We start from the raw sequence: 21,241 nt of genomic DNA, 5'->3' as shown, positions 1-21,241 counted from the left end.
GCGCGCAGATCGGCCGCCGAGAGATCGGCGCTACGCACCACCACCGACCCGCTCACCACGCCGTCGATCGCGGGGGCGGTGGGCACGAGACGCCGCACCGACCGCAAGTCGATCTGCGCTCGGCTGGCGGTGAGATTCCAGGCGCGGGGACGCACACCGAAGCCGAGCATGCCGCTCAGGCGCAGCTTCGAAATGGCGTCACCACCGCGTATGGTTTCGTCGAGGAAGCGCGCGTCGAGCGTGTCCACACGGAAGGCCGTGAGCGCCCCGCCCTCGCGCGCCACGAGCCGGCCGGTGAACACGCCGCGCACCTCCGGCGGCAGCGCCTCGTAGCTCAACCGGCGCGCGAGCTCGCTGCGCAACGGCATGAACTGCAGATCAACGCCATGCAGCAGCAGATCGGCCGGGCGCACCGTCACCGCGATATCGCCACGCACGCGCGACGCCCCGCTTTGCACGTCGAGCTCCGACAGCGCGTATTCGGCATCGTACGCATCGGCCAGTGTGCGCATGCGCACCGTGGCCGTTCCACGCCCGTCCCGGGGCATCACGTCCCACACCCACGCCAGATCGCGGAGGCCAGCATCGGCCTTCACCAGCACATCGTAGCGCACCGGTCCCGGCTGGTACCACATAACCGTGCCCACGGCCGTGCCCTGCGAGTCGGGGAGTCGCACCTCACGCAGATCGAGCATCAGCGAGTCGCCGGTCCATGCCACACGCCCGCGTGCCTGCCGCACCGGTATCGGCGGATCGGAAAGGACCCCCCGCAACGTGTCGAGCACGAGCGACGCGGGCCGCTTCTGCACATCGACGAGCACGACGTCGTGAGCCCGCACGCGATCGAGCGTGATGCGGCGGCGCTCGAACAGACGACCGTCGGCCAGCCGCTCGAGGTCGTGCAAACTGTCACGTACCGCGATCACGCTGTCGCGCGCCGCCCCCGCGAACACCGGATGCGGGGACCACGGCGCACGCGTGGTGATCGCACCGTCGTCGAGCAGCAGCGAATCGATGCGCACGTCATCGCCAAAACGCACCCCCGTGTGGGGCACCGACACTGCGGTATCGCCCGCAATGATGTGCGCGAGGTTCCAGGGCCGCCCGGGCGATTCCTGCCGCAGCGTCACGGTCACACCGGACAGCACGACGCGCTTCAGGTGAATCACGCGTCGGTACAGCGCGCGCACATCGAGCGTCCCTACCACGCGCGTGGCGGTCACGACCGGCACACCGGCCGTATCAACCAGCGCCACGTTTTCCGCGACCACCCGCCCCGGGCTGATCTCGCGTAACGTGCCGACACGCAGCGCCCCGCGTCCACCGAACACCCGGTTCGCGCTGCCGATGAGTGTCGACAGCAGCCAGCGGCGCCCCGCCTCGGTACCGGTGGCCACCACGTAGCCGAGGCTCACGCCGCCGCCCATGCCGAGCACGATGGCGGCGACCCACCAGAAGCGGCGCTGCCGTGGCGACATGGGGCGGGTCATCAGAACGCCTGCCCGAGGCCGAAGTGGAAGACGAGCCGCGAGAGCACGTTCTTCGAGGGCGGCGGCGAGAACGTCGCCGGGCAGGAGAAGACGCTCGAGTAGTCGCCCACCGCGTTCGATACCCGTGGGCTCGCGCAGAAGATCCCCGAGCCCTCGGCATCGGTGGTCGGCGAGAAGTACAGCGCGCGCCCCGCCCGCAGGCCGTACGGACGGTAGCCGATGTCCACGCGGAACGGACCGAGCGGTGTCACCAGACGCAGCCCCAGCCCAGGGGTGTAGCGCATCGACGACCAGCTGAAGCGGTCGGAGCGGGTTTCCCACAGCGCTCCGGCATCCACGAAGGCGGCGAACTGCAGCTGTTCGGCCACGACGCGGAAGCCACGACGCCATTCGAGATTCCCCACCAGCATCGCGGTCCCGCCACGCGGCACAGCGCGTCCGTCCGCGTTGGCGACCACTTCGTACGCAGATCCATCGCCACCGGCGGGCTGCACTCTGGTGACGACGTAGTCGACGGCCCCGAGCAGGTTCTGCTGGTAACCGCGCACCGAGTTCTGTCCGCCCACGAACAGGCGTTCCTGCTGCGGAATGAGCGGAGTGCCGTCGACGAGCTCCGCGCCGGGCGCGAAGGCGCCGGCGGCCTGCAGCCGCCCACCGATCACGCCACCGAACAGACGACCGAAGCCCGCCCATTCGCCGGTGGTGCGCGTGAAGCGCACCGTGCTCACCAGTTCCGAGACCGTTTCGCCCACGCGCACCTCGCCGCGCACCCGCCAGCCACGCGAGGGGCTGGTGAGATCGTTGGTGCGGTCGTGCGCCGCCGACGTGCTCACGATGCCCACGCCACGCCCGAAGGCCGAGAGCACCAACTCCTCCGGGCGGCACAGGCCGAAGCGCGTGCACGAGACGACCGGGTCGGTGGTGGTCTTGCCGTTCTCGTACTGAAATCCGGCGGTGCCCGCGGTGCGCACACTGAACTGCCGGGAGACTTCAGCCAGGGCGCCGATGGCCGTTTCGCGCAGAAAGGCGTAGGGCTCGCCGCGACGCTCGCTGTACACGGACAACAGCGGCACAACCGGCAAGCCGAACAGGCGCGAATTGGTGAGCGTGGTGCCCACGTAGTAGTTCACGCGCTGGCTGAAGGGATCGTCGCGCAGCGCCTGCGAACACAGGGCGGGCGCGAAGTCGGTGGGCGCGCCGATCCCGAGTTTGGACGCCCGCATGGACAGCTCGACGCGGCGCCCAACCCCGAGAAATCCGCGATCGTTGATACGCCCCTGCGCCCGGATGCAATCCTGGGTGGCCCAGCCCAGCCCCACCCGGGCGCTGCGCGTCCGCGCTTCCGCTACGGCGATGCGGAGATCGATCAGGCTGTCGGTGTGCGCGGCCGAGGAGACCGTATCCATGAGCACGAGGCGAAACGCCTCGCTCCGATAGAGCGCCCGCTGGGCATCGAGCATGGCCGACGCGCGGAACCCCTCGCCCGGATCGATGTGCACGAGCCGAGCTACGTCAGCCGAGTCGACGCGGGGGCGGCCGGTGGTCACCGGCAGAATGCTGACGGCGACGTTGCCGATGCGGAGACGCGGCCCCGTGTTGAACGCGAGCTCGAGACGTACGCGCGCCGTGGTCGTGTCGATGCGGATGCGGCTCACCGGCATCGCCGCGCGGGCGAATCCGGCATCGCGCAGGCGCGTCACCACCGCAGCGACCGTGGTATCCACACGGGTGCGGTCGAAGCGTTTGCCTTCGAGACCGCGCAGCGCACTTTCGTAGGGACGCCGGCCATCCAGTGGTGCCGGCATACCCTGCATCACGATCGTATCGAGGATGGCTTCACGGCCGGGCGTGATGATAAAGCGGATACGGGTCCCGTTCGCCGCGCGCGCGATGTCAGCGGCGACGGTGGCCTGAAACCATCCCGCCTGCCGATGCAGGATGGCGAGCCGCAGGGCATCACGGCGCACTTCGAGGGTATCGACGCACGGCGCCGTCCCCACGTGCAGGACGCGGCCGGCGAAGCTCGGCTGCCGCGTGACGACGTTCGCGGCCATACTCAGCGCATCGAAGTGCGGACTCCCGTCGAATGACACCGAGCGGATGCGGCCCGCCGGTTCACAGCGAACGGCCCGCTGCGCGCCAAGCACGGCTGGCGTCATCACCGCCCCGAGCGCCGTCGCCGCGACGGCGGTCACGGTGAGGGCGGTCGCCGCGTAGGCGGTCATGACGCACCCACGCGTCCATTGGCGGGAAACACTCGTCAGCACTGACATCCTTGTCGAATGTAACGCGGCACCCTCCCGATCGTGGAATGCACCGTCACGGCGTACGAGGGATGGCAGGTGGGGACCACGTCTGCCCGGGGGTTAGAACTTGTGCGCGCCCTCCGTGGTTCATGTATCGGGCATACATTCATCCGTGATTGCCTTCGCCTCAGCTCGCTTGTCGTTTTCCGTCCGCTCTGGAGCACTCCCCATGTCACTGGTACCGGTTCTCGTTACGGCGGCCTTGCTCGCTGCCGCCCCCGTCGACAGCACGCCGCGCATCGCCGCGCCGGGACCGCTGGTGGCACCGGTCGCGCTCTCGCTCCCCATCGCGAGCACCGACACGGTGCGGCCGCGTCGAAAGGCGGTGACATACAGCGATGGCTACGCCCGGCGGGTGACGATTCACAAGACGCTCAGCTGGGCCATGCTGCCGCTGTTCGCGCTGTCCTATGCGTCCGGCGATCAGTTGCTCCAGAAGGGCGATGAGGCGCCCGGCTGGGCCCGATCGGTTCACCCGTATGCGGCCGGGGGCACCGCGGTGCTGTTCGGCGCGAACGCCGTGACCGGCGTGTGGAACCAGTGGGAGGGGCGCAAGGATCCGAACGGCCGCAAGCGCCGGCTGCTGCACGGCGCGCTATTCATGGCGGCAAGCGGTGGGTTCGCCTACGCCGGCAGTATCGCCGACGAAGCGGAGGAGAATGGCGACAAGCGTCGCCTGCACCGGAACGTGGCCATCGGCTCGATGAGCCTCTCGACGGCCAGTTGGCTGCTCATGCTCGTGAAGAACTGAGTCGATGCTGGAAACCCTCACTACGCTCACGCAGCCCTGGGCCGACTACTACGCGGAGAGCGCGTGGCTCCCCACGGCCCTCATCGCGCTGCACGTGCTCGCCCTGTTCGTCGGCGGCGGGATCGCGCTCGGGGCCGACCGCCGCGTGCTGCAGTCGACGCCCGGCCACCGCGACGCGTATCTCGCCACGGCAGCCGACCTCAAGGCGACGCACGGCATCGTGATCGGCGCGCTTGTTCTCACGAATCTGAGCGGCCTCGCGCTCTTCACGTCCGACGTCGGCACCTTTTGGGGCTCGCGGGTATTCTGGGCAAAGATGGCCACGCTGGTGGTGCTGATCCTCAACGGCGTCCGCATGCGGGCCACCGAAGCGCGGCTGCTTCCCAACGCCGGGAGCGCCGTCGAGACGGGGAGCGCCGGCGCGGAACTCACCGGCGCGGAACTCGCCGGCCCATACGCGACGCTGCGCACGCATGCGTGGGTGAGCGTGTTGGGGTGGTGCCTCATCGTCGTCCTCGGCGTAGTCGTCGCCAACATCTGACGCGTGCCCACGCCTTCTGATCGAGCGGAGATTCTCGTGCATTCAGACGATTCATCGTCACCCTGCGGTTCATGCAGCGCCCGTCGTGAATTCCTGCGACAGACCTTTACCGCCGGGGCGGCTCTGGCTGGGCTGTCCCTGCTGGGACCGGTGCGCGAAATCGCCGCCCTCGAGCCGCGGGCCAGTGGGCGCGGGCCGGTGAAGTACGCACTGCCGGCGGCCGATGGTGTATCCATCGACACGACGAACGAAGTCATTCTCTGCCGGCATGCCGGCGAGGTCTATGCGTTCGCGTTGTCCTGTCCGCACCAGAACACGGCGCTCAAGGTGCTGCCCAAGAACGCAGGGTTCCAGTGCCCGCGACACAAGTCGAAGTACCAGCCCAACGGCACGTTCATCAGCGGGCGGGCCACACGGAACATGGACCGCCTGCAGATCACCCGCGACGGCGCCACGATTTCGGTGGACCCGGACATCGCGTTCGAAAGCGACAGCGATCCCGCGCGCTGGGCCACGGCGCTCATCAAGGTTTGATCTCACCCTTTGCGATTGCGGAGCGTCCCCATGTCGACCTGTTCCTCCTGTTCCCGTCGTGATTTCGTCGCCACCGGCGCGATGGCGGCGGTGGGGGCCTTTCTCGCCGCCTGCGGTGGTGAGGACGACTCGCCCACCTCGCCGGGCGCCGTGAACCTGAGCGTCACGCTGGCCAACTTTCCGGCGCTGGCCACGGTGGGGGGGATCGCGCGGGTGACCACCTCAGGGACGCCCGTGGCCGTGGTGCGCGTGGATGCCGGCACCTACCGGGCCTTCTCCATGGTGTGCCCGCACCAGGGGACGACCGTGAATATCAGCGGGGCGGGCTTCCGTTGTCCCAATCATGGCGCGACGTTCAATGCCAACGGCGCATGGACCGGTGGAGAGCGTACCTCCGGCCTGTCGGAGTTCAGGGTGAGCTCCAACACGTCCGCCGGTACCATCACGATCACGAGTTGACCGTCATGCGTCCCACCCGTTCCGCGTTCTCCGCCGGGGGCATGCTCCCGGCGTTGTGCGTTTCCCTCCTTGCGGCGGCGCCCTCCACCGTCGCCGCCCAGGCCAAGCCCGCCAAGCCCACGCCGCTCGAAGCGGGGATGGACAAGCTGGCGCAGCACCCCACCGTCGCCGCCGCGTTCACTGCGCTGCAGAGCGACAACGCCTGGACGCTCGATCAGCAGGCGTCCATCTGTCAGATTCCCGCGCCGCCGTTCAAGGAGCAGGCGCGCGCCGCCGAATACGCCAAGCGGTTCCGTGACCTTGGGGTGCAGAACGTGCGCATCGACAAGGAAGGCAACGTGATCGGCGAGATTCGCGGCGCGAAGCCCGGTCCCACCCTCATGCTGGCCGGCCACCTCGACACCGTGTTCCCAGAGGGCACCGATGTGCGGGTGAAGCGCGAAGGCACGAAGCTCATCGCCCCCGGCATTGGCGACGACTGCCGCGGCCTCGCCGTGGTGCTGTCGGTGGCCCGTCAGGTGATCACGCAGAAGATCCCGTTCAGCGGCAAGCTGCTCGTGGTCGGCAACGTGGGTGAAGAAGGCCCCGGCAATCTGCGCGGCATGCGCGCCATCTTCGGCGGCCCCATGCGCGACTCCATCGACATGTTCATCTCGGTGGATGGCACCGGCTTCGGCGTGACCAACGGCGGCGTGGGCAGCAACCGTTATCGCGTGCATTACAAGGGCCCCGGCGGCCACAGCTACGGCGCGTTCGGCATGCCGAACCCGATGCACGCGATGGGCCGTGCCATCGCGAAGATCGCCGACCTCGAGGCGAGCACCACCCCCAAGGTGACGTTCAACGTGGGCATCGTCTCCGGCGGCACGTCGGTGAACTCGATCCCCTTCGAAGCGATCATGGAAGTCGATCTCCGCAGCGAAACGTCGGCCGCGCTCGCGGAAATCGACGCTCGCCTGCAAAAGGCCCTCCGTGAAGCCGTGACGGAGGAGAAGGCGCGCTGGCCGAAGAGCAACGCGGCGCTGACGCTGGTGGTGGATACGATGGGATTGCGTCCGGCGGGCACGACGCCCGACACGACGTTCATCGTACGCACCTCGCTGGCGGCCGCCCGTACGATGAACGTGTACGCCCCGCTCACCATCTCGAGCACCGACGCCAACATCCCCATGAATCTCCGCATTCCTGCCGTGACACTCGACGGCGGCGGCGTGGGGCGTGGCGCGCATTCGCTCGACGAGTCGTACGACGATCGCACGGACGGCTACAAGGGCCCGCAGTGGGTCCTGCTCGTGGTCATGGGTTTGCTCGGCGCGAAGTAAGCCGTGCCGTCGTCAGTCTGAGACTGCGCAAAGAAGACTGAAGACCGAAGACTGAAGACTGAACGCTCCCCGCAAGATCACGCGATCTCGCGGGGAGCTTTCAGTTTTCGGCTTTCAGCTTTCGGTTTTCGGTTTTCAGCTCTCAGTTCTCAGCTCCCCGCAAACAGCGACGCCACGTCATTCGCGTCGAGACGGTCAACCGTCGCCAGCCCCGCACGTCGGGCGGCCTCGCCGAGTAGTTCATCGGCACGCAACCCCGCCGCGCGCATCTCCCGCAACGACGTATCGTGCGTCGCCTTGCTCAACTTGCTGCCATCGGGATGTACGAGCAGCGTGTGATGCAGGAAGCGAATGTCGCGCGTCCGCCCGAGGAGCGACGCCAGCTGCAGCTGGCGCCCGGTACTCGCCAGCAGGTCCTCGCCGCGAATCACCACGTCGATATCGTGTGTGATGTCGTCGACGACGACGGCGAACTGGTAGGTCCACTGGGCGTGGCGATCCCGCGCGAGCAGATCGCCGCACTGCTGCTGTGGCGTTTGCGTGAGTGCCCCGAGGCGGAGGTCCACGAAGGAGAACGGCGCATCGTCGAGGCGCACGCGACGCGCGAACGTTTCCTCGGCCGGAACACCCACGTGGCGGCAGGTGCCGGGATACCGCGGCTCCTCGCCCGGGCGGTGCGGCACCACCTGCGCGATGTCCCGTCGCGTGCAGCGACAAGGATACACGAGGCGTCGTTCCTCGAGTCTGTCGAGGGCGGCGCGATAGCGCGCATCCTGATTGGACTGCCGGGCCGGATGCGTGTCGCTGTCGTCGCGAAACGACGAGAGGTCATACACGTCAGGCGCGAGTCCAAGCCATTCGAGATCGTCGAGAAGCGCCTGCTCGTACTCCGGGCGACAGCGCGTGCGGTCGTGGTCCTCGATGCGCAACACGACGGCACCACCGAAGGCCCTCGCGATGCCCCAGACGTGCAGGGCGTTCACCAGATGACCGAGGTGCAGATACCCGGTGGGCGCGGGCGCGAAGCGGGTGCGCCAGCCATGCGCAGGCAAGCCTGCGGACAACCGCACGGGCAACGTGGAGCGCCAATCATCGGGCGTACGCATGCCACACGGTAGCCGCAGGGCGGACCAGCTTCAATGGTTCGCCGAATGGGCCGCGTACCAGTCTGCGGGGAGGGACGCGTGCACACGGAGATCGCCGAGGAGGGTGAGGGCACGGGGGAGCGCCGCATGGCCCAACGCTGTCCTTGGTGTCCTCACCTTGCTTTGTGATCTCGGCGTGGACGCGTTTCCCGCCAAACGAGACCGTCGATCCGTCGGCTGTACGATGTGTCAGGCGTGCAGCACGGCCGACTGGGGTGATGCGATGTCTCTTGTGATGCTCACCGACGGCGCGAACGACCGGATCGGGCCCACTTCCGATAGCAGTTGCGCGATCGTCGTTTGCTCGAAGCGCGCCGCCGCATGCCCGACGATCGCATTCCACCGGGCATGCACCGCACACGGGTTCTGCGCGTCACAGGCGCGATTGCGCAGCAGGCACGCCGGCGTGCGGGCGTGATCGTCGAATGGCGCGACGATCCGTGCCAGCGTCAGGCTGTCGGGCGCGACGGCGAGCGTGAACCCGCCGGCGGCACCCCTCGCGCTGTGCACGACACCCGCCTTGGCGAGTGCATTGAGGGTCTTCGCGAGGTAATTGCGCGGGGCCCCGAGTTCAGCGGCAATAGCATCTGCCGAAAGGGCCTTGGTGCCATTGTGGCGCGCGAGGAGCAACACGGCGCGCACGGCATGTTCCGCAGTGGCTGAGAGCATGGCAGATCCGGAAGAAGACGGTACAAACCTCACGGTGCACTGAGATTCGTCGTTTTCTTGCCGATCCGAAGTCGGGAAAGGCGTGGAATTTCCCCACCGGAACCTGACACCGACGTCCGGTAATCCCGCACACGGCCATCCATCGCCGTGCGCTCACGCCCCCTTCGCTCAGGGGCCGCCGCGCGTGCGCAGGCTATCCGGTTCGAACAGGCGCGGGTCCGCCCAGCCGCTGATGTCCGGCGAACGCACCTGACGCCACCCGGCGCGACCGGTGCCGAGCATGGCGCGGGCCGCCGGCTTGATGACGCCCACCACCTGTCCACCGCGGCTGGCGTCGGAGCGCACGTTCACCCAGGTGCGAGCCACGGCCGGCGTCCACTGGATCTCGTCGGGCATGCCGGCCGCCGGGATTGCACTGGCAACTGAGCCCCCCGTGGAATCGCTTGGCGCAGTCGGCGTGGCAGAGGCCATGGAGGGAGCGGCCACGACGCCGTTGCCGGTCGGGGTCCCCCGCGCGTCCCCCGTCGTGGGGAGCGGTGCCGCGATGCTCACGAGCGAGCGTGACGTCCCCACGGCCTCCTTGAGTTGCGGGGCCAGACGCCACACACCGCCGGCAGCCGTCACCATGAGCGCCACCGCTGCCGCCGTCCGCCACACACTGCGATCCAGCCGCAGCGACGAGAGCGACGCCAGCGAGAATCCCATCCCCTTTACGTCACCGCACCAATGACACTGCGCATCGACGCGATGCATGATGCCGCAGGAGCGACACCGCTTCAGCTTGGCGCGCTCACCACGCGCATCGAGCAGATTGAAGGGGTGCGCACACTTGGGGCACTGCGACGCGGCGACGAGCGCCTTGGAACCACACTTGGTGCAGCGGAGATAGGCCATGGGAGGACCGGCCGGGGACAGAAACGAGGGCGGACAGGGTGCCGGGCAGGCGGACGATGGAGTAACGCGTAACGATTGGGCACTGCGCGCGTTCCCGCTACGTGTCAGCGAGCAAGCTCATCAAATAGTTGCGATTTCGTGATTTAGGGATACACACATGCAGTGTGCTTCATGATTTCGGGTGCCCACGCCATTCGCCGGGGGACCGCGCGGATGCACGAAGGGGGCAGCGCCTTTCGGCGCTGCCCCCTTCGTGCTCTCGATCTTCAACCAGCAGACCAGCGGGCACGATCGCAAGTCGTGCCGTACCCGCTGCCCGGCGTTACGGGTTGCGATCCGTGCAGCCCTTGAACTCCGGATTGTTCGTCTCCGCCTGCACGACCGGCAGGTTCACGTCCTTCCCGTAGTTACCACCCTTGTAGTGGACACCCTGCGGAAAGACCGTGGCTTCGGTACGACCGTACTGCTTGATGAGCCGGCGCATGTCCCCCAGCCGCTGGCCGCGGCTGAACGTCCAGAACGCCTTTTCGCGGAAGTGCGCGTTCACGCGTGCGACGTCGCTCCCCGGATCCGAGAGTGCCGCCATCGCCGCCGGCTGGATGTCGCCGAGCCGCGGCGGGGTCGCGCGCAACGTGTTGTGGATGCTGAGCCACTGGGTGGTATTGCCGGCGCGAAGCGCCGCTTCGGCCTCGATCATGCGCGCATCGATGCCGTTGGCAACGTCCACCGGCGTAAGCTGACCCCACATGGCGGTGATGCGGGCATACGTCTGCCCGTCCTGGCCGTTGATGGCACCCGACGTCGGGATCGTCACCGGCAAACGCGGGTCACGCGCCGACGCGAAGGGAATGGCGTTCGCCACGCGAATGTTGCGTGAGTTCCCTTCGACGCTGTCACCAACACTGTACCGACGCGAGCTCAGCCCCTGCCCCCAAATTGTGTTCGTGCTCGTGTTGAGGGAGAAGGTGTGCTGGTAGACGAACGACGTGGGAACGGCCGCCACCAGCGCCGCCGCCTGCGTGAATTCGCCTAGCGCGAGATGCACACGACCCCGGGCGACGCGAATCGCGCGGTTCATGAGTACACTCTGCGCATCGGTCCCGTTGGCGAACGTGAGCGCCGTGTCGAGCGAGGCGGCCGCGTACTGGAACACCACCTGCGTGCTCTTCGGCGTTTCGAACTTGGGATCCACCGAGAACACGTTGCCCAGCGGGATTCCATTACAGAAATCGCTGCCCAGCTGCAACTCGGCAAAGCCGCGCGCAAGGTACATCTCGGCCCGCAATGCTCGCGAGGACGGACTGTACTTGGTCAGCGCCTCGATCGCCTCGTTCGCCCGGGTACGCGTGCGGTACAACTGACGCAGCATGCCGGTGATGGACGAGTTGAAGTCCTGGATCACACGCTGGTCGGTTTCGTCGTTCTGGATGAACGTAGAGCTCGTCGACCATTCGTCGGCCAAGAGCCCGCCGAACAACCACGTGCTCTCACCGCCGCCCGTGATGGAGCGGAAGGTACCAATGGTACCGTTGGCGAGGGCCACCGCACCGTCAGCGTTGACGATGTCGTTGGGATTAATGATGTCGGGATCGGTCACCCCGAGCAGGCGATCGTTGGCCGTTTGGCACGCCGTGAGGGAGAGCGCCAGTGCCGCCGCGGCAGCACTGAGCGCGCGTGACCGCCGGCCCAGAAAGCGATAGGTAGTCATGGGTCGGTGTATCCTCAGAATCCAATGTTGAGACGCATGATGAAGTAGCTCGGCGGCCCCACCGTCTGGAACTCGCTGGGAGCTTCCGTTCCGTCGTTCGTATTGAAGCCCGACTCCGGATCGGTGCCGCGGTACTTGGTCCACAGCTTGAGGTTACGCGCGGTGACCACCGCCGACAGCGAGCGGCCGCGGAGCAGACGCTTGGCCATGTCGTTGGAGAACGTGTACTGCAGCGAGGCTTCGCGAAGACGGACGAACGCACCGCTCTGGAAGAAGCCATCGAGCGTGCGGGCCGCATGCTCATTCGCCGCGATGTTCGTGGCCTGGTCGATGAAATCGGCCTTGAGATCGTTACGACCGGCGCAGTTCGGGCGCGTGCAGCGGATGCGTTCCGTGTTGTTGTACCACTTGCCGCCGCTGCGCCAGTCCCACATGGTCTGGAACCGCAGCTTCTTGCTGAACAGGTCAACGCCGTTGGTGAGCGTCGTCATGTAGCGCGGCGTGGCGTACCCGCGGAAGATCGCCGAGTCGCCGACAAAGACTTCGTTGCGCGCCGCATCGGCGAAGTAGGTGAGCAGGCCGTCACCGTTCTTATCCTGCCAGCCGGTGATGGGACGCGCCCACAAGCCTGCGATCGGATAGCCGGCCACAATGCGCGTCGTGGTACCGAGCTGCGGCGGCGTGTTCCCGAGCGAGACCACCTTGTTGTCGTTGGCCGACGACGAGATGTTCACGTCCCAGCCGATCGCGTCGCGCTGCAGGAGCTGCGCGTTGACCGAGATTTCGACACCGGAGTTCTTCACCGAGGCGAGGTTGCGCAGCTGCGAGGCCACCGAGCCGAACGACGGCGGCAGCACGGCGCTGTACAACGCGTCCGTCGTGATCTTGCTGTAGTAGGTGACATCGAGCGACAGACGCTGGTTCAGCATCTGCGTTTCGAAGCCCATCTCGTGCTCAGCCGACCGCTCCGGCTTGAGATCGGGGTTGCCGAGCGCCGCCTGCGTGATGGTGGGCTGGTCGGCGTTCGACACGCTGGTGATACCGGCTGAGTAGAAGCGAAGCGCGTCGTTCGGGCCCGGCTGCACGCCGGACTGACCATAGGCGTAGCGCAGACGCATGGTGTTCACCCAGCTGGGGGCGCGCCACCAATCTTCTTCGGAGATCAGGTACGAGGCCGAGGCCTTGGGGTACACGATGCTCTGGAAGTTGGTACCGAACGCCGAATTCTGGTCACTACGCACGGCGGCCGTGAGGAAGAGGCGGTCACGCCAGGCGAGCGCCTGCTCGATGAAGGTACCAAAGGTCTTCTGACGCGTGGTGCCCTCAGCGACGCTCAACTGCGTGCCGGACGCCACGTTCTGCGAACCCGGCGCGAGCTGGTTCGAGCCCGTCGAAGCGCTCGTGAACTGGTAGCCGATGTACTGCGCGCCCACCGTGGTCTTGTTCTGGAAGCCCAGGAAGTCGTAGGTGGCGGTGGCGCCGGCGTCGACCGTGACGTTGTTGATGTACACGCGGTTGAGACCGCGCGAGCCGAGGCGCGTAGTGGCTGTGAGCGGCGGTCCTTCACCGCGCAGCAGGATGTTCTCGTCGTTGCGGCCAGTCCAGTCGTTACCGACGGTGGCGCGTGTGGAGAGCCACGACGTGGGGCGGTAGTTGGCCTGACCGGACCAGATGAAGCGATTCACTTCCTGGGCCGTCTTTTCCTGCCACATGTAGCCGGGCGTCCAGGCGCGGTAGCCGTTGAGCGCCGTGCCGAGGCCGGTGACGGTCCCGTTGTTGCGCGTGCCGGGGCCGCCGAACAGGTGCGACCCGAGGCCAGCCGTCGCGTTGGACTCGAGCGAGTAGCGCTGCGCCACGTTGATGAAGTTCGTGCTCATGCCAAGATCGAACTTCGGGCTGATCGTCGCGTTCACGTTGGAGCGGAGCGAACGACGTCCCATCTGATTCGGACGCGACGTCCACGGATAGATCTTGAGGCCCGTGGAGTCCATGCGCTCACGCTCGAACTCCGGCAGGCTCATCACGCCCACTTCGAGTTCGTCTTCCGCCGACACGAAATAGCGCACCGCTTCGGTTCCGCCAGACACCTGCACACCCACCTGACGGCGCGGGGACGTCTTGAGCGGGGTGAGGTCCTTCTCGTCGAAGATGTTGAGGGAGCTCGTGGAGTCGGCCGCGCACTCGCCCGTGCCCACACGCTGCAGGTTGCAGAACGCGCGCGACGATGCGGTTTCGCCCGGGCGCTTGCCCCAGAGCGAAAAGGCTGCCGGGTAGTAGTTCCGGTCGTACACCGTGCCACCTTCGGTATACACGCTCCAGCGGGCGGCGCCGGCGCGCCCCTTCTTGGTGGTGACGAGAATCACGCCGTTAGCGGCGTCGGTGCCATACAGCGTGGCGGCCGAAGGCCCCTTCACGATCTCGATGCTTTCGATCTCTTCAGGATTGAGGTCACCGACGCGGCTCGGCGAGTTACCACCGGTGCCGCCGCCGCTGCCCGTGACCGTCGAAAAGCTGCCCTGATTGCTCGTCATGCGGATACCGTCGATGATCCAGATCGGCTCGTTGTTCAAGCTGATCGAGTTGATTCCACGGATACGGATGCGGGCACCGGTGCCGGTCTGCGTCCCGCTCGTGACGGTGACGCCGGGGGCGCGCGAATTGAGGAGGTCGTTGAGGTTGCCCAGCGGCGCCGACTCAGTGACCTTGGCGGCGTCGATATTGGCCGTCGCGTTGCCGATTTCGACGCGACGCTGTTCGCCGGTCGCCGTCGTCACGACCGCGGCGAGGTTCACCGCCGCCGTGGTGAGCGCCACGTTCAGCGTGGTCGCCTGCCCGGCCGCGATGGTGATGGGCTTTGACTGCTCCGTGTAGCCGACCCGAAGCACCCGCGCCGTGTAGGAGCCGGGATTGATGGCCCGCAGCGTCAGTTTGCCTTCGGCGGTCGTCTGCCCCGCGATGGTGGTGCCCACGAGAAACACACGGGCGGCTTCAACGGGTCGCTGATTGGCCGCGTCGGTCACCGTGACCGTCAGCGAACCAGGCTGTTGCGCTTGGGCTGTTGGACCAGCGAGGGCAAGAAGCCCCGCCAGCGCCAACAGTGGGCGCCACGAGTGGAGCATGGGCAAATCTCCGAGAGGGGGTGAGGAGGGACTACGGTGCAACCGGGCACGTGTGGAGGGTCCCGGGGTGCAGGTCGCACAACGTCGACACGCACCGCATGGAGGCAACAGGACGAATCGTCCTGACGTCACTCTCGTCCCGCGTACGTGCCGACTGCCGCCGCCGTTGGGCGACTCGACCCGAACGTAAGCATCAGTTCCAACATTCGCCATGCAACGCACGTTCCCTTGGCAGGCCCACGTCCGCGCATTTCGCCTCCTTCATTTTTGCTCGCCGCGCCCGCCGTGTCCCCCACCGGTTCCGCTCACCCGCGCCTGTTGCTCCTCGGTGCCGCCGCCGTCCTGGCGGCCTATGGCGCCGGCTACAGTCGTACGAGTGAGGCGGCCGAGGCGCTCGCGGTCCGCAGCAGCGGACGACGTCGCCCACCACCTCCGTTGCCGGATGACGCCGCAGCGCGTCGGGATGGCGCGACCGAGCCATCCGGTATGACATCGCCATCGGATGTTTCTGAAAACCGCGCTGCGAGTGGCGCCAATACCACTGGCGACGTGAGCGCCGCTTTACCCGCGATACAGGAGAGCGTCGACGCACGTGCGTCCACATCGCCGCCCTTGCCCTCCCGCGTGGACGGCTCCGTGGCGGTGGCAGGGATGAGCAGTAACGCCGTCGCGGCGGGAACCGCGCCGATGGCCGCCCCCGCCGCGCCGATTTCGCCCACCGCCACCGTGACGCCGGCGGTGGCGCCCGCCCCAGCACCGCTTCCAGCACCCGCGCCGGCGCCAACACCCGCTCCAGCACCAGCGCCCGCGCCCACCACGACGCCAGCCGACACCGCTCCGCGCACAGGCCTCAAGTGGAAGGATGGCACCTTCTCCGGCTGGGGCACGTCGCGCCATGGTGACATCGAGGCCACGGTGATCATCGAGAAGGGGCGCATTACCGCGGCCGCGATCAGTCGCTGCCTGACGCGCTACTCGTGCTCGTGGATCGCGCATCTGCAGCCGCAGGTCGTGGAGCGGCAGAGCCCCGAAGTCGACAACGTGTCGGGGGCCACGGAAAGCGCGAATGCGTTTTACTACGCGGTGGTCGAAGCGCTCAAGGCCGCCAAGCCATAACGTGCACCCGACGCCGCCGTGATCGGGCACGACCAACCGCTGTTCGAGTTCGTTACCACGGCGATGAGCACCACCGTCTCCGTGCAGATCGTGGGCGCACATCCCAACGCCGAGACGCTCGCCGCCGAGGCGCTGGACTGGTTTCGCGTCGTCGAGTCGACCTGCTCGCGATTCGATCCCACCTCGGAACTCTCGCAGCTGTGCAACTCGGCGCCGGCATGGACGACCGTGCCAACGTTGCTCTTCGAAGTGCTGCGTGTGGCCCTGGCCGTGTCGCAGGCGAGCCGCGGCGCTTTCGATCCCACCGTTGGCGCGGCGCTGCAGACCAGGGGGTTCGACACGCATTGGCAGACCGGCGCACGGCGCACGACGCGCACACACGCGCAGCAGGCGGACTGGCGTGATGTCTCACTGGACGACGCGACGGGGCGCGTGCGCCTGCATCGTGCACTGCAGCTCGATCTCGGGGCCGTGGCCAAAGGCTTTGCGCTCGACCTTGCCGCGCGCGCGATGGCCGGCGTTGCCGACTGCTGTCTCGTGGCCGGCGGCGACCTGCTCTGCCGCGGTACCAACGCGCGCGGGCGCGTTTGGCAGACGGCCATCGTGCACCCGCTCGCGACCGACCGCTCGGCGGGCACCCTCGAGGTACACGCGCCCGAGTACGCCATCTGTACCAGCGGTGGCTACGCCCGTCGCACCGCGCATGGGCATCACCTGCTCGATCCTCGTCGGCCGGGCGCACCGAACGCCGACTCGCTGGCGAGCGCCACGGTGATAGCCCCGCAGGCCGGCATCGCCGATGCCCTGGCGACGGCCGCGTTCGTCCTCGGCGCCGAGGACGCGCGCGCGCTACTCGAGGAACAGGGGGTCGATGCCGTACTCATCGACGCACGCGGTGTGCTCCACCTCGTGAACGGGTGGGCACGCAGCACGTTCATGCCCGCTAGCTTCTGACGCATGCATTCACCGACGCTGTCGGCGCCCTCCACCGGCGTATTCCATCACCTGCCCCGATGGCTTCGTTCTCCGAAGGGGCTGTTCACCGGCATTCTGCTGCTGCTCACGATACCCGCCGCACAGCACAGCGGCTGGAGCCTCGTGCTCCCCGGGCTCACGGCAGCGATCGTAGTGGCCATGCTGCTCGATGCGCCGCTGATCCGTTGGCGCGATGGTGCATGGAGTGTGCCCGACGGAGCGATGCTCACGGGATGGCTCGTGGCGCTCGTGATGAGCCCGCACGTGGCGTGGCCCACCATAGCCGCCAGCACGGCGGTAGGGATCGCGGCGAAGCATGCGCTGCGCGTGAAGCGCGCCAACGTGCTCAATCCGGCCGCTGCGGCACTGGTGGCCAGCTACTACCTGTTCGACACCGGCCAGAATTGGTGGGGGGCGTTGCCCGAGTTGCCGTCGTGGTGGATTGTGCTCGTGGCAGCCACCGGCGCCTTCATGGCATGGCGGCTCAACAAGCTGCCACTCGTGCTCGCCCTGCTCGCCGTACACTTCACCCTCGCCACCGGCGCCGCGTATCTCGGCGATCCAGCGCACGTGGCAGAACTGTATCGCGCGCCCGATGTGCACATGGTGCTCTTCTTCGCGGGCTTCATGGCCACCGACCCACCCACATCACCGCCCAAGCCGCGGGAGCAGTTGGTATTCGGCGCGCTCACCGCGCTCACCAGCTTTGTGCTCTTCACGCTGGTGGGCGCGGTGTATTTCCTGCTCGGCGGCCTGCTGGTGGCCAACCTCTGGGAAGGGTGGCGCAAATGGCGGCGCGTGAAGCGGTAAGGCCGAGTGTTTACTGCCGCACCGGGTTGGTGGCCAGCGCCTTCGTGAGACGGTACAGGAACTCCTGCCCTTCGTAGTAGCTCTTCACCGCCATGCGTTCGTCGCGCCCGTGCGCGCGGGCGTCGACGGTGGGATCACTGAACAGCCCCGATACGCCGAAGGCTGGCACGCCGATGGCGCGGAAGAAGCGCGAGTCGGTGGCCCCCGTGCTCATGGTCGGAATGATGGGCATGGCGCCCCACATGTCCTTCGTAATGCGGGTCACGTTGTCCATCACCTCAGGAAGCAGCGCCGACGCCGGCGTGCTTGGGCGCTGGCTGCGGATGATCACCTTCACGTTGGTGTCGCCGATCGCCTTTTCCAGTTCGGCGCGTACCGACTCCGCCGACTCCGAGGGATAGATGCGGCAATTCACGTTGGCTTCGGCGAGCTGCGGCAGCGCATTGGTGGCGTGCCCGCCCTTGAGTTCCGTCGCCACGCAGGTGGTGCGCAGCATGCTGTTGTAGCGCGGATCGGCCGTCACCGCGGCAATGGCCGCCGCATCGGCGGGATTCTTCACCAGCGCCGTCATCGCGCGTCCCATCGCCGGCTCCTCCTGGGCAGCCGTCTGCGAGAAGAAGGCGCGCGTCACCTCGTTGAGCTTCACCGTGAACTTGTAGCGCCCCACCTTGCCGAGGCCGTCAGCAAGCTGCGTGATGGCGTTGTCATCGCGCGGCACCGACGAGTGGCCGCCCTTGTTCGTCGCGCGCAGCGTGAAGTTGGTGGTGACCTTCTCGGCCGCCTGGATGCCATTGAACAGCGGCTTGCCGTTGCGCAGCGTGCCGCCGCCGCCCTCGTTGATCACGAGCGCCGCATCCACCAGCTCCTTGTGGTTCTTGATGAGCCAGTCGACCCCGTTGGCCGGACCGCTCTCCTCGTCGGCCGTGAGCGCGATGATGATGTCGCGATCGGGCACGTAGCCCTCCTGCTTCATGCGGAACACGTTGGCCACGAAGATCGACGCCATCGCCTTGTCGTCGGCCGTACCGCGCCCGTAGTAGTAGCCGTCACGCTCGGTGAACACGAACGGATCGAGGTCGGGCGACCAGTCGGCCTTGAGCGCTTCCACCACGTCGATGTGGGCGAGCAGCAGCAGCGGCTTTTGGGCACCAGGCCCGCCCTTGCCGCGAATGCGCGCCACGACATTGTGCTTCTCCGGACGCGGTCCACCCACGAAGATGTCGGCCTCCGGGATCCCGGCGGCCTTGAAACGCACCGCCATCGCGCGCGCTGCCGTGGTGATGTTCCCCGTTTCCACGCCGGTGTTGATCTCCACCAGCTCCTTGTAGATGTCGCGCGTGAGCTGCTGAAACGGCGACAGCGCCCCGGGCTTGTACACGGCACTCGCGGGCTGGGCCAGCACCACCGACGGTACCACCGCCGGGATCACCGCGGCGCACGCCACCGCCGCACTGCGCCACACCGCACGACCTGCACCATCGAAACGACTCATAGCGAACTCCCGTGATGAGAAAGGGGACGACTCACAGAAAGGCGAGGGGCGTCGCACGCGGCGCGCCATCGTCGGACACATATCGGTGTAACAGTTCCTCGGCGGCAGGCAGATACGCCTGGACCGGTGGCAACCCGCCATCGAGCAGCGGCCCCGTGTCGCGCAGCGCCATGGCGACGCCGTCGGTAAGGGCCATAACGTCGTGGTGCTCGTGCACACACGCATCGAGCAACAGCACGAGGTGCTGGGCCAGCTCCTCCGGCGTCGGCTCACGCACCGCGTGCCACCCGATGTGCTCGAGGGCGCGAGTGAGTGCCGGCGTTCCTCCCGGCCCACCCGGACGCGAGTCGTCGAGGTACCGCTGCCGAATGCGCGTGAACGAAAGCGCGTGACTCATGCGCCCTACCGGCTGCGCGGCTCGCCCAGTTTGGCCTGGGTGCGCACGTACTCGGCGGCATCGGCGTGCGTCCCCCACCATACGGCATTACCCGCACGCTGCTTCACATGCGCGATGAACTGTTCGAGGGCCACGATGCGTGAGCGATGTCCCGACACATGCGGATGCAGCGTGAGCACCACCATCCCGCCCTCCTCGAACGCCTTGTCGAACTCGTCCATCCACACGCGCGCCACATCACGCGGGTTCATGTAGCGTTCGCCGCGCGGGTCGAACAGGGGCGCATCGTCCAGGATCCACTGCACCGGCAGCTCGACGAGCCCCGTGGGCGTACCGCGCTGATTGATCTCGTAGGGCGCATCGTCAGCCATGAGTGAGCTTTCGTAGCGGAAGCCCAGCTCGCGCACGATGTCGAGCGTGTTGGGGCTGAAGTTCCAGCTCGGCGCCCGGTAGCCCACGGGCTTCTTGCCGGTGAGCGCGGTGAGTTCGGCGATCGCCTTCTTGAGGAGGGCGCGCTCGGCCGAGTCGGGGAGTGTGGTGTTGAGCTCGTGAATCCACCCGTGCACGGCGATCTCGTGTCGCCCGCTGGCCCCGATGTCGGCCGCCATGGTCGGTGTGAGCCCGAGACTCACGCTGGGAATGAAGAACGACGCCGGCAGCTTGTGGCGATCGAGCAGTTTGAGGATGCGCGGCAGCCCCACGCGCGCGCCGTACTGCATCTCGGCCAGCGACCCCACCGTGGGTTCGCCGTAGCGCACCGCGATGGTTTCGTTGTCCACGTCGAACGAGAGCAGCACCGCGGCCTTCGCACCGCCCGGCCATTTCGAAGGGAGCAGGGAGCGTCCGGCGCGCACCTCGTTCACCACGGTGCGCACACTGTCGATCGACCATTTCCACCCCGGCTTGGCCGACGTCACCGGCACCGGCTGCGCCTGCGCCTGCAATGTGGTCATGGGCGCGGCGGTCCCGGCCACGCACGACAGGAGCAACGCGAGGGGAAGACACGGCTTCGAACGCGACGCCATCGACGGACTCCGAGCGAAAGGTGAGGGGGAGGGGTACAATATGCCGATGAATCCGCTTCTTCGTGCCTGGCGCCCGCTGGCCGCCATCGTCTGTCTCGTCAGCGTCTCTCTGGCCGCCACCACGGCGCGCCGTCCACTCCCGCAGCGTGCCACCCTCGCCCTGGTGGGCGGCACCCTCATCGACGGCCACGGCGGCGCACCCGTGCCCAACAGCGTGGTGCTGGTGGACGGCGCGCGCATCGTCGCCGTGGGACGCGTGGGTCAGCTCGCGGTCCCTGCCGGCGCCACGGTGGTGTCCACGGAAGGCCAGTACGTGCTCCCCGGATTGTGGGACATGCACGTGCACGTGATGCTCGTGGGGCACGGCAACTACGCCCACTGGGACAGTGTGTCGCCACCGGAATGGGAGCGCAGCATCATCCCCGCAGCGGCACGACAGAGCGTGATGAACGGCGTCACCAGTATCCGCGACCTCGGCGGCCCGCTGG

18 protein-coding genes and 1 pseudogene are annotated in these 21,241 nt (G+C 67.4%); 9 read left to right on the top strand and 10 right to left on the bottom strand.

What is annotated here, in order from left to right:
• Together ACIQ6O_RS03000 and ACIQ6O_RS02995 are read right to left on the bottom strand one after the other, a co-directional pair.
• On the bottom strand, positions 1-1,490 hold a 1,490-nt coding region (locus tag ACIQ6O_RS03000), incomplete at its 3' end, for a hypothetical protein (protein WP_396206289.1).
• A complete protein-coding gene (locus tag ACIQ6O_RS02995; RefSeq protein ID WP_396206288.1) occupies positions 1,490-3,763 on the bottom strand; it encodes an autotransporter assembly complex family protein in 2,274 nt (757 codons plus the stop codon). The genes ACIQ6O_RS02995 and ACIQ6O_RS03000, both read right to left, overlap by 1 nt.
• 202 nt (positions 3,764-3,965) lie before the next feature.
• Between ACIQ6O_RS02995 and ACIQ6O_RS02990 the strand changes: the two genes are divergently transcribed.
• The 5 genes from ACIQ6O_RS02990 to ACIQ6O_RS02970 are packed head-to-tail and all read left to right on the top strand — an operon-like array spanning position 3,966 to position 7,403.
• Complete coding sequence (locus ACIQ6O_RS02990; protein WP_396206287.1) at positions 3,966-4,547, top strand: hypothetical protein; 582 nt, start codon at positions 3,966-3,968, stop codon at positions 4,545-4,547.
• 4 nt (positions 4,548-4,551) lie between these two features.
• Positions 4,552-5,088, top strand: coding sequence for a hypothetical protein (locus ACIQ6O_RS02985; protein ID WP_396206286.1), 537 nt, complete (start codon positions 4,552-4,554; stop codon positions 5,086-5,088).
• Between the two features lie 36 nt (positions 5,089-5,124).
• Positions 5,125-5,622: a ubiquinol-cytochrome c reductase iron-sulfur subunit gene (locus ACIQ6O_RS02980; RefSeq protein ID WP_396206284.1), complete on the top strand. Its 498-nt coding sequence runs from the start codon at positions 5,125-5,127 to the stop codon at positions 5,620-5,622.
• A gap of 30 nt (positions 5,623-5,652) precedes the next feature.
• Positions 5,653-6,081 (top strand): Rieske (2Fe-2S) protein, encoded by a 429-nt coding sequence (locus ACIQ6O_RS02975; protein ID WP_396206283.1) that lies wholly within the window; start codon positions 5,653-5,655, stop codon positions 6,079-6,081.
• Positions 6,082-6,086: 5 nt separating this feature from the next.
• Positions 6,087-7,403 carry a M20/M25/M40 family metallo-hydrolase gene (locus ACIQ6O_RS02970; RefSeq protein ID WP_396206282.1) on the top strand — a complete coding sequence of 439 codons (1,317 nt, stop codon included), beginning with the start codon at positions 6,087-6,089 and terminating at the stop codon, positions 7,401-7,403.
• 149 nt (positions 7,404-7,552) lie between these two features.
• Here the strand turns inward: ACIQ6O_RS02970 and ACIQ6O_RS02965 are convergent, their stop codons facing one another.
• The 5 genes from ACIQ6O_RS02965 to ACIQ6O_RS02945 form a co-directional block, all read right to left on the bottom strand.
• Positions 7,553-8,509 (bottom strand): glutamate--tRNA ligase family protein, encoded by a 957-nt coding sequence (locus ACIQ6O_RS02965; RefSeq protein WP_396206281.1) that lies wholly within the window; start codon positions 8,507-8,509, stop codon positions 7,553-7,555.
• Positions 8,510-8,737: 228 nt separating this feature from the next.
• Positions 8,738-9,217, bottom strand: a complete 480-nt coding sequence (locus ACIQ6O_RS02960; RefSeq protein ID WP_396206280.1) for an RrF2 family transcriptional regulator — start codon at positions 9,215-9,217, stop codon at positions 8,738-8,740.
• 168 nt (positions 9,218-9,385) lie between these two features.
• Positions 9,386-10,111 carry a hypothetical protein gene (locus ACIQ6O_RS02955; RefSeq protein ID WP_396206279.1) on the bottom strand — a complete coding sequence of 242 codons (726 nt, stop codon included), beginning with the start codon at positions 10,109-10,111 and terminating at the stop codon, positions 9,386-9,388.
• Positions 10,112-10,433: 322 nt separating this feature from the next.
• Positions 10,434-11,819, bottom strand: coding sequence for a hypothetical protein (locus tag ACIQ6O_RS02950; protein WP_396206278.1), 1,386 nt, complete (start codon positions 11,817-11,819; stop codon positions 10,434-10,436).
• A gap of 14 nt (positions 11,820-11,833) precedes the next feature.
• Positions 11,834-14,938: a SusC/RagA family TonB-linked outer membrane protein gene (locus ACIQ6O_RS02945; protein WP_396206277.1), complete on the bottom strand. Its 3,105-nt coding sequence runs from the start codon at positions 14,936-14,938 to the stop codon at positions 11,834-11,836.
• 651 nt (positions 14,939-15,589) lie between these two features.
• Here ACIQ6O_RS02945 and ACIQ6O_RS02940 point away from each other — a divergent pair.
• From ACIQ6O_RS02940 to ACIQ6O_RS02930, 3 genes are read left to right on the top strand one after another with little or no spacing between them, the layout of a single operon-like run.
• Positions 15,590-16,054: an FMN-binding protein gene (locus ACIQ6O_RS02940; protein ID WP_396206276.1), complete on the top strand. Its 465-nt coding sequence runs from the start codon at positions 15,590-15,592 to the stop codon at positions 16,052-16,054.
• Positions 16,055-16,072: 18 nt separating this feature from the next.
• Positions 16,073-17,008 (top strand): FAD:protein FMN transferase, encoded by a 936-nt coding sequence (locus ACIQ6O_RS02935; RefSeq protein ID WP_396206275.1) that lies wholly within the window; start codon positions 16,073-16,075, stop codon positions 17,006-17,008.
• Positions 17,009-17,011: 3 nt separating this feature from the next.
• Entirely contained in the window at positions 17,012-17,839 is an 828-nt protein-coding gene (locus ACIQ6O_RS02930) for a hypothetical protein (protein WP_396206274.1), read from the top strand.
• 10 nt (positions 17,840-17,849) lie between these two features.
• Here ACIQ6O_RS02930 and ACIQ6O_RS02925 read toward each other — a convergent pair whose 3' ends face one another.
• The 3 genes from ACIQ6O_RS02925 to ACIQ6O_RS02915 are packed head-to-tail and all read right to left on the bottom strand — an operon-like array spanning position 17,850 to position 20,681.
• Positions 17,850-19,331 (bottom strand): M20/M25/M40 family metallo-hydrolase, encoded by a 1,482-nt coding sequence (locus tag ACIQ6O_RS02925; protein ID WP_396206273.1) that lies wholly within the window; start codon positions 19,329-19,331, stop codon positions 17,850-17,852.
• Between the two features lie 31 nt (positions 19,332-19,362).
• Positions 19,363-19,728, bottom strand: a complete 366-nt coding sequence (locus ACIQ6O_RS02920; protein WP_396206271.1) for a hypothetical protein — start codon at positions 19,726-19,728, stop codon at positions 19,363-19,365.
• Positions 19,729-19,733: 5 nt separating this feature from the next.
• The gene (locus ACIQ6O_RS02915; RefSeq protein ID WP_396206290.1) at positions 19,734-20,681 is read right to left on the bottom strand and encodes a polysaccharide deacetylase; all 948 of its coding nucleotides are present in this window, start codon (positions 20,679-20,681) and stop codon (positions 19,734-19,736) included.
• A 118-nt stretch (positions 20,682-20,799) separates the two neighbouring features.
• Here ACIQ6O_RS02915 and ACIQ6O_RS02910 point away from each other — a divergent pair.
• A pseudogene (locus ACIQ6O_RS02910) lies at positions 20,800-21,241 on the top strand (Xaa-Pro dipeptidase); the annotation flags it as partial.

This window comes from Gemmatimonas sp., from assembly GCF_044345575.1.
GTDB lineage: Bacteria > Gemmatimonadota > Gemmatimonadetes > Gemmatimonadales > Gemmatimonadaceae > Gemmatimonas.
Note: the sequence above shows the minus strand (reverse complement) of the source record. Positions and strands in the feature narration are given on the sequence as shown.

Bases quoted from the DNA above. Each gene is read 5' to 3' on its own strand.
- ACIQ6O_RS02995 (WP_396206288.1), bottom strand. From the start codon at position 3,763: ATGTCAGTGCTGACGAGTGTTTCCCGCCAATGGACGCGTGGGTGCGTC.
- ACIQ6O_RS02990 (WP_396206287.1), top strand. From the start codon at position 3,966: ATGTCACTGGTACCGGTTCTCGTTACGGCGGCCTTGCTCGCTGCCGCC.
- ACIQ6O_RS02985 (WP_396206286.1), top strand. From the start codon at position 4,552: ATGCTGGAAACCCTCACTACGCTCACGCAGCCCTGGGCCGACTACTAC.
- ACIQ6O_RS02975 (WP_396206283.1), top strand. From the start codon at position 5,653: ATGTCGACCTGTTCCTCCTGTTCCCGTCGTGATTTCGTCGCCACCGGC.
- ACIQ6O_RS02970 (WP_396206282.1), top strand. From the start codon at position 6,087: ATGCGTCCCACCCGTTCCGCGTTCTCCGCCGGGGGCATGCTCCCGGCG.
- ACIQ6O_RS02965 (WP_396206281.1), bottom strand. From the start codon at position 8,509: ATGCGTACGCCCGATGATTGGCGCTCCACGTTGCCCGTGCGGTTGTCC.
- ACIQ6O_RS02960 (WP_396206280.1), bottom strand. From the start codon at position 9,217: ATGCTCTCAGCCACTGCGGAACATGCCGTGCGCGCCGTGTTGCTCCTC.
- ACIQ6O_RS02955 (WP_396206279.1), bottom strand. From the start codon at position 10,111: ATGGCCTATCTCCGCTGCACCAAGTGTGGTTCCAAGGCGCTCGTCGCC.
- ACIQ6O_RS02950 (WP_396206278.1), bottom strand. From the start codon at position 11,819: ATGACTACCTATCGCTTTCTGGGCCGGCGGTCACGCGCGCTCAGTGCT.
- ACIQ6O_RS02945 (WP_396206277.1), bottom strand. From the start codon at position 14,938: ATGCTCCACTCGTGGCGCCCACTGTTGGCGCTGGCGGGGCTTCTTGCC.
- ACIQ6O_RS02940 (WP_396206276.1), top strand. From the start codon at position 15,590: ATGAGCAGTAACGCCGTCGCGGCGGGAACCGCGCCGATGGCCGCCCCC.
- ACIQ6O_RS02930 (WP_396206274.1), top strand. From the start codon at position 17,012: ATGCATTCACCGACGCTGTCGGCGCCCTCCACCGGCGTATTCCATCAC.
- ACIQ6O_RS02925 (WP_396206273.1), bottom strand. From the start codon at position 19,331: ATGAGTCGTTTCGATGGTGCAGGTCGTGCGGTGTGGCGCAGTGCGGCG.
- ACIQ6O_RS02920 (WP_396206271.1), bottom strand. From the start codon at position 19,728: ATGAGTCACGCGCTTTCGTTCACGCGCATTCGGCAGCGGTACCTCGAC.
- ACIQ6O_RS02915 (WP_396206290.1), bottom strand. From the start codon at position 20,681: ATGACCACATTGCAGGCGCAGGCGCAGCCGGTGCCGGTGACGTCGGCC.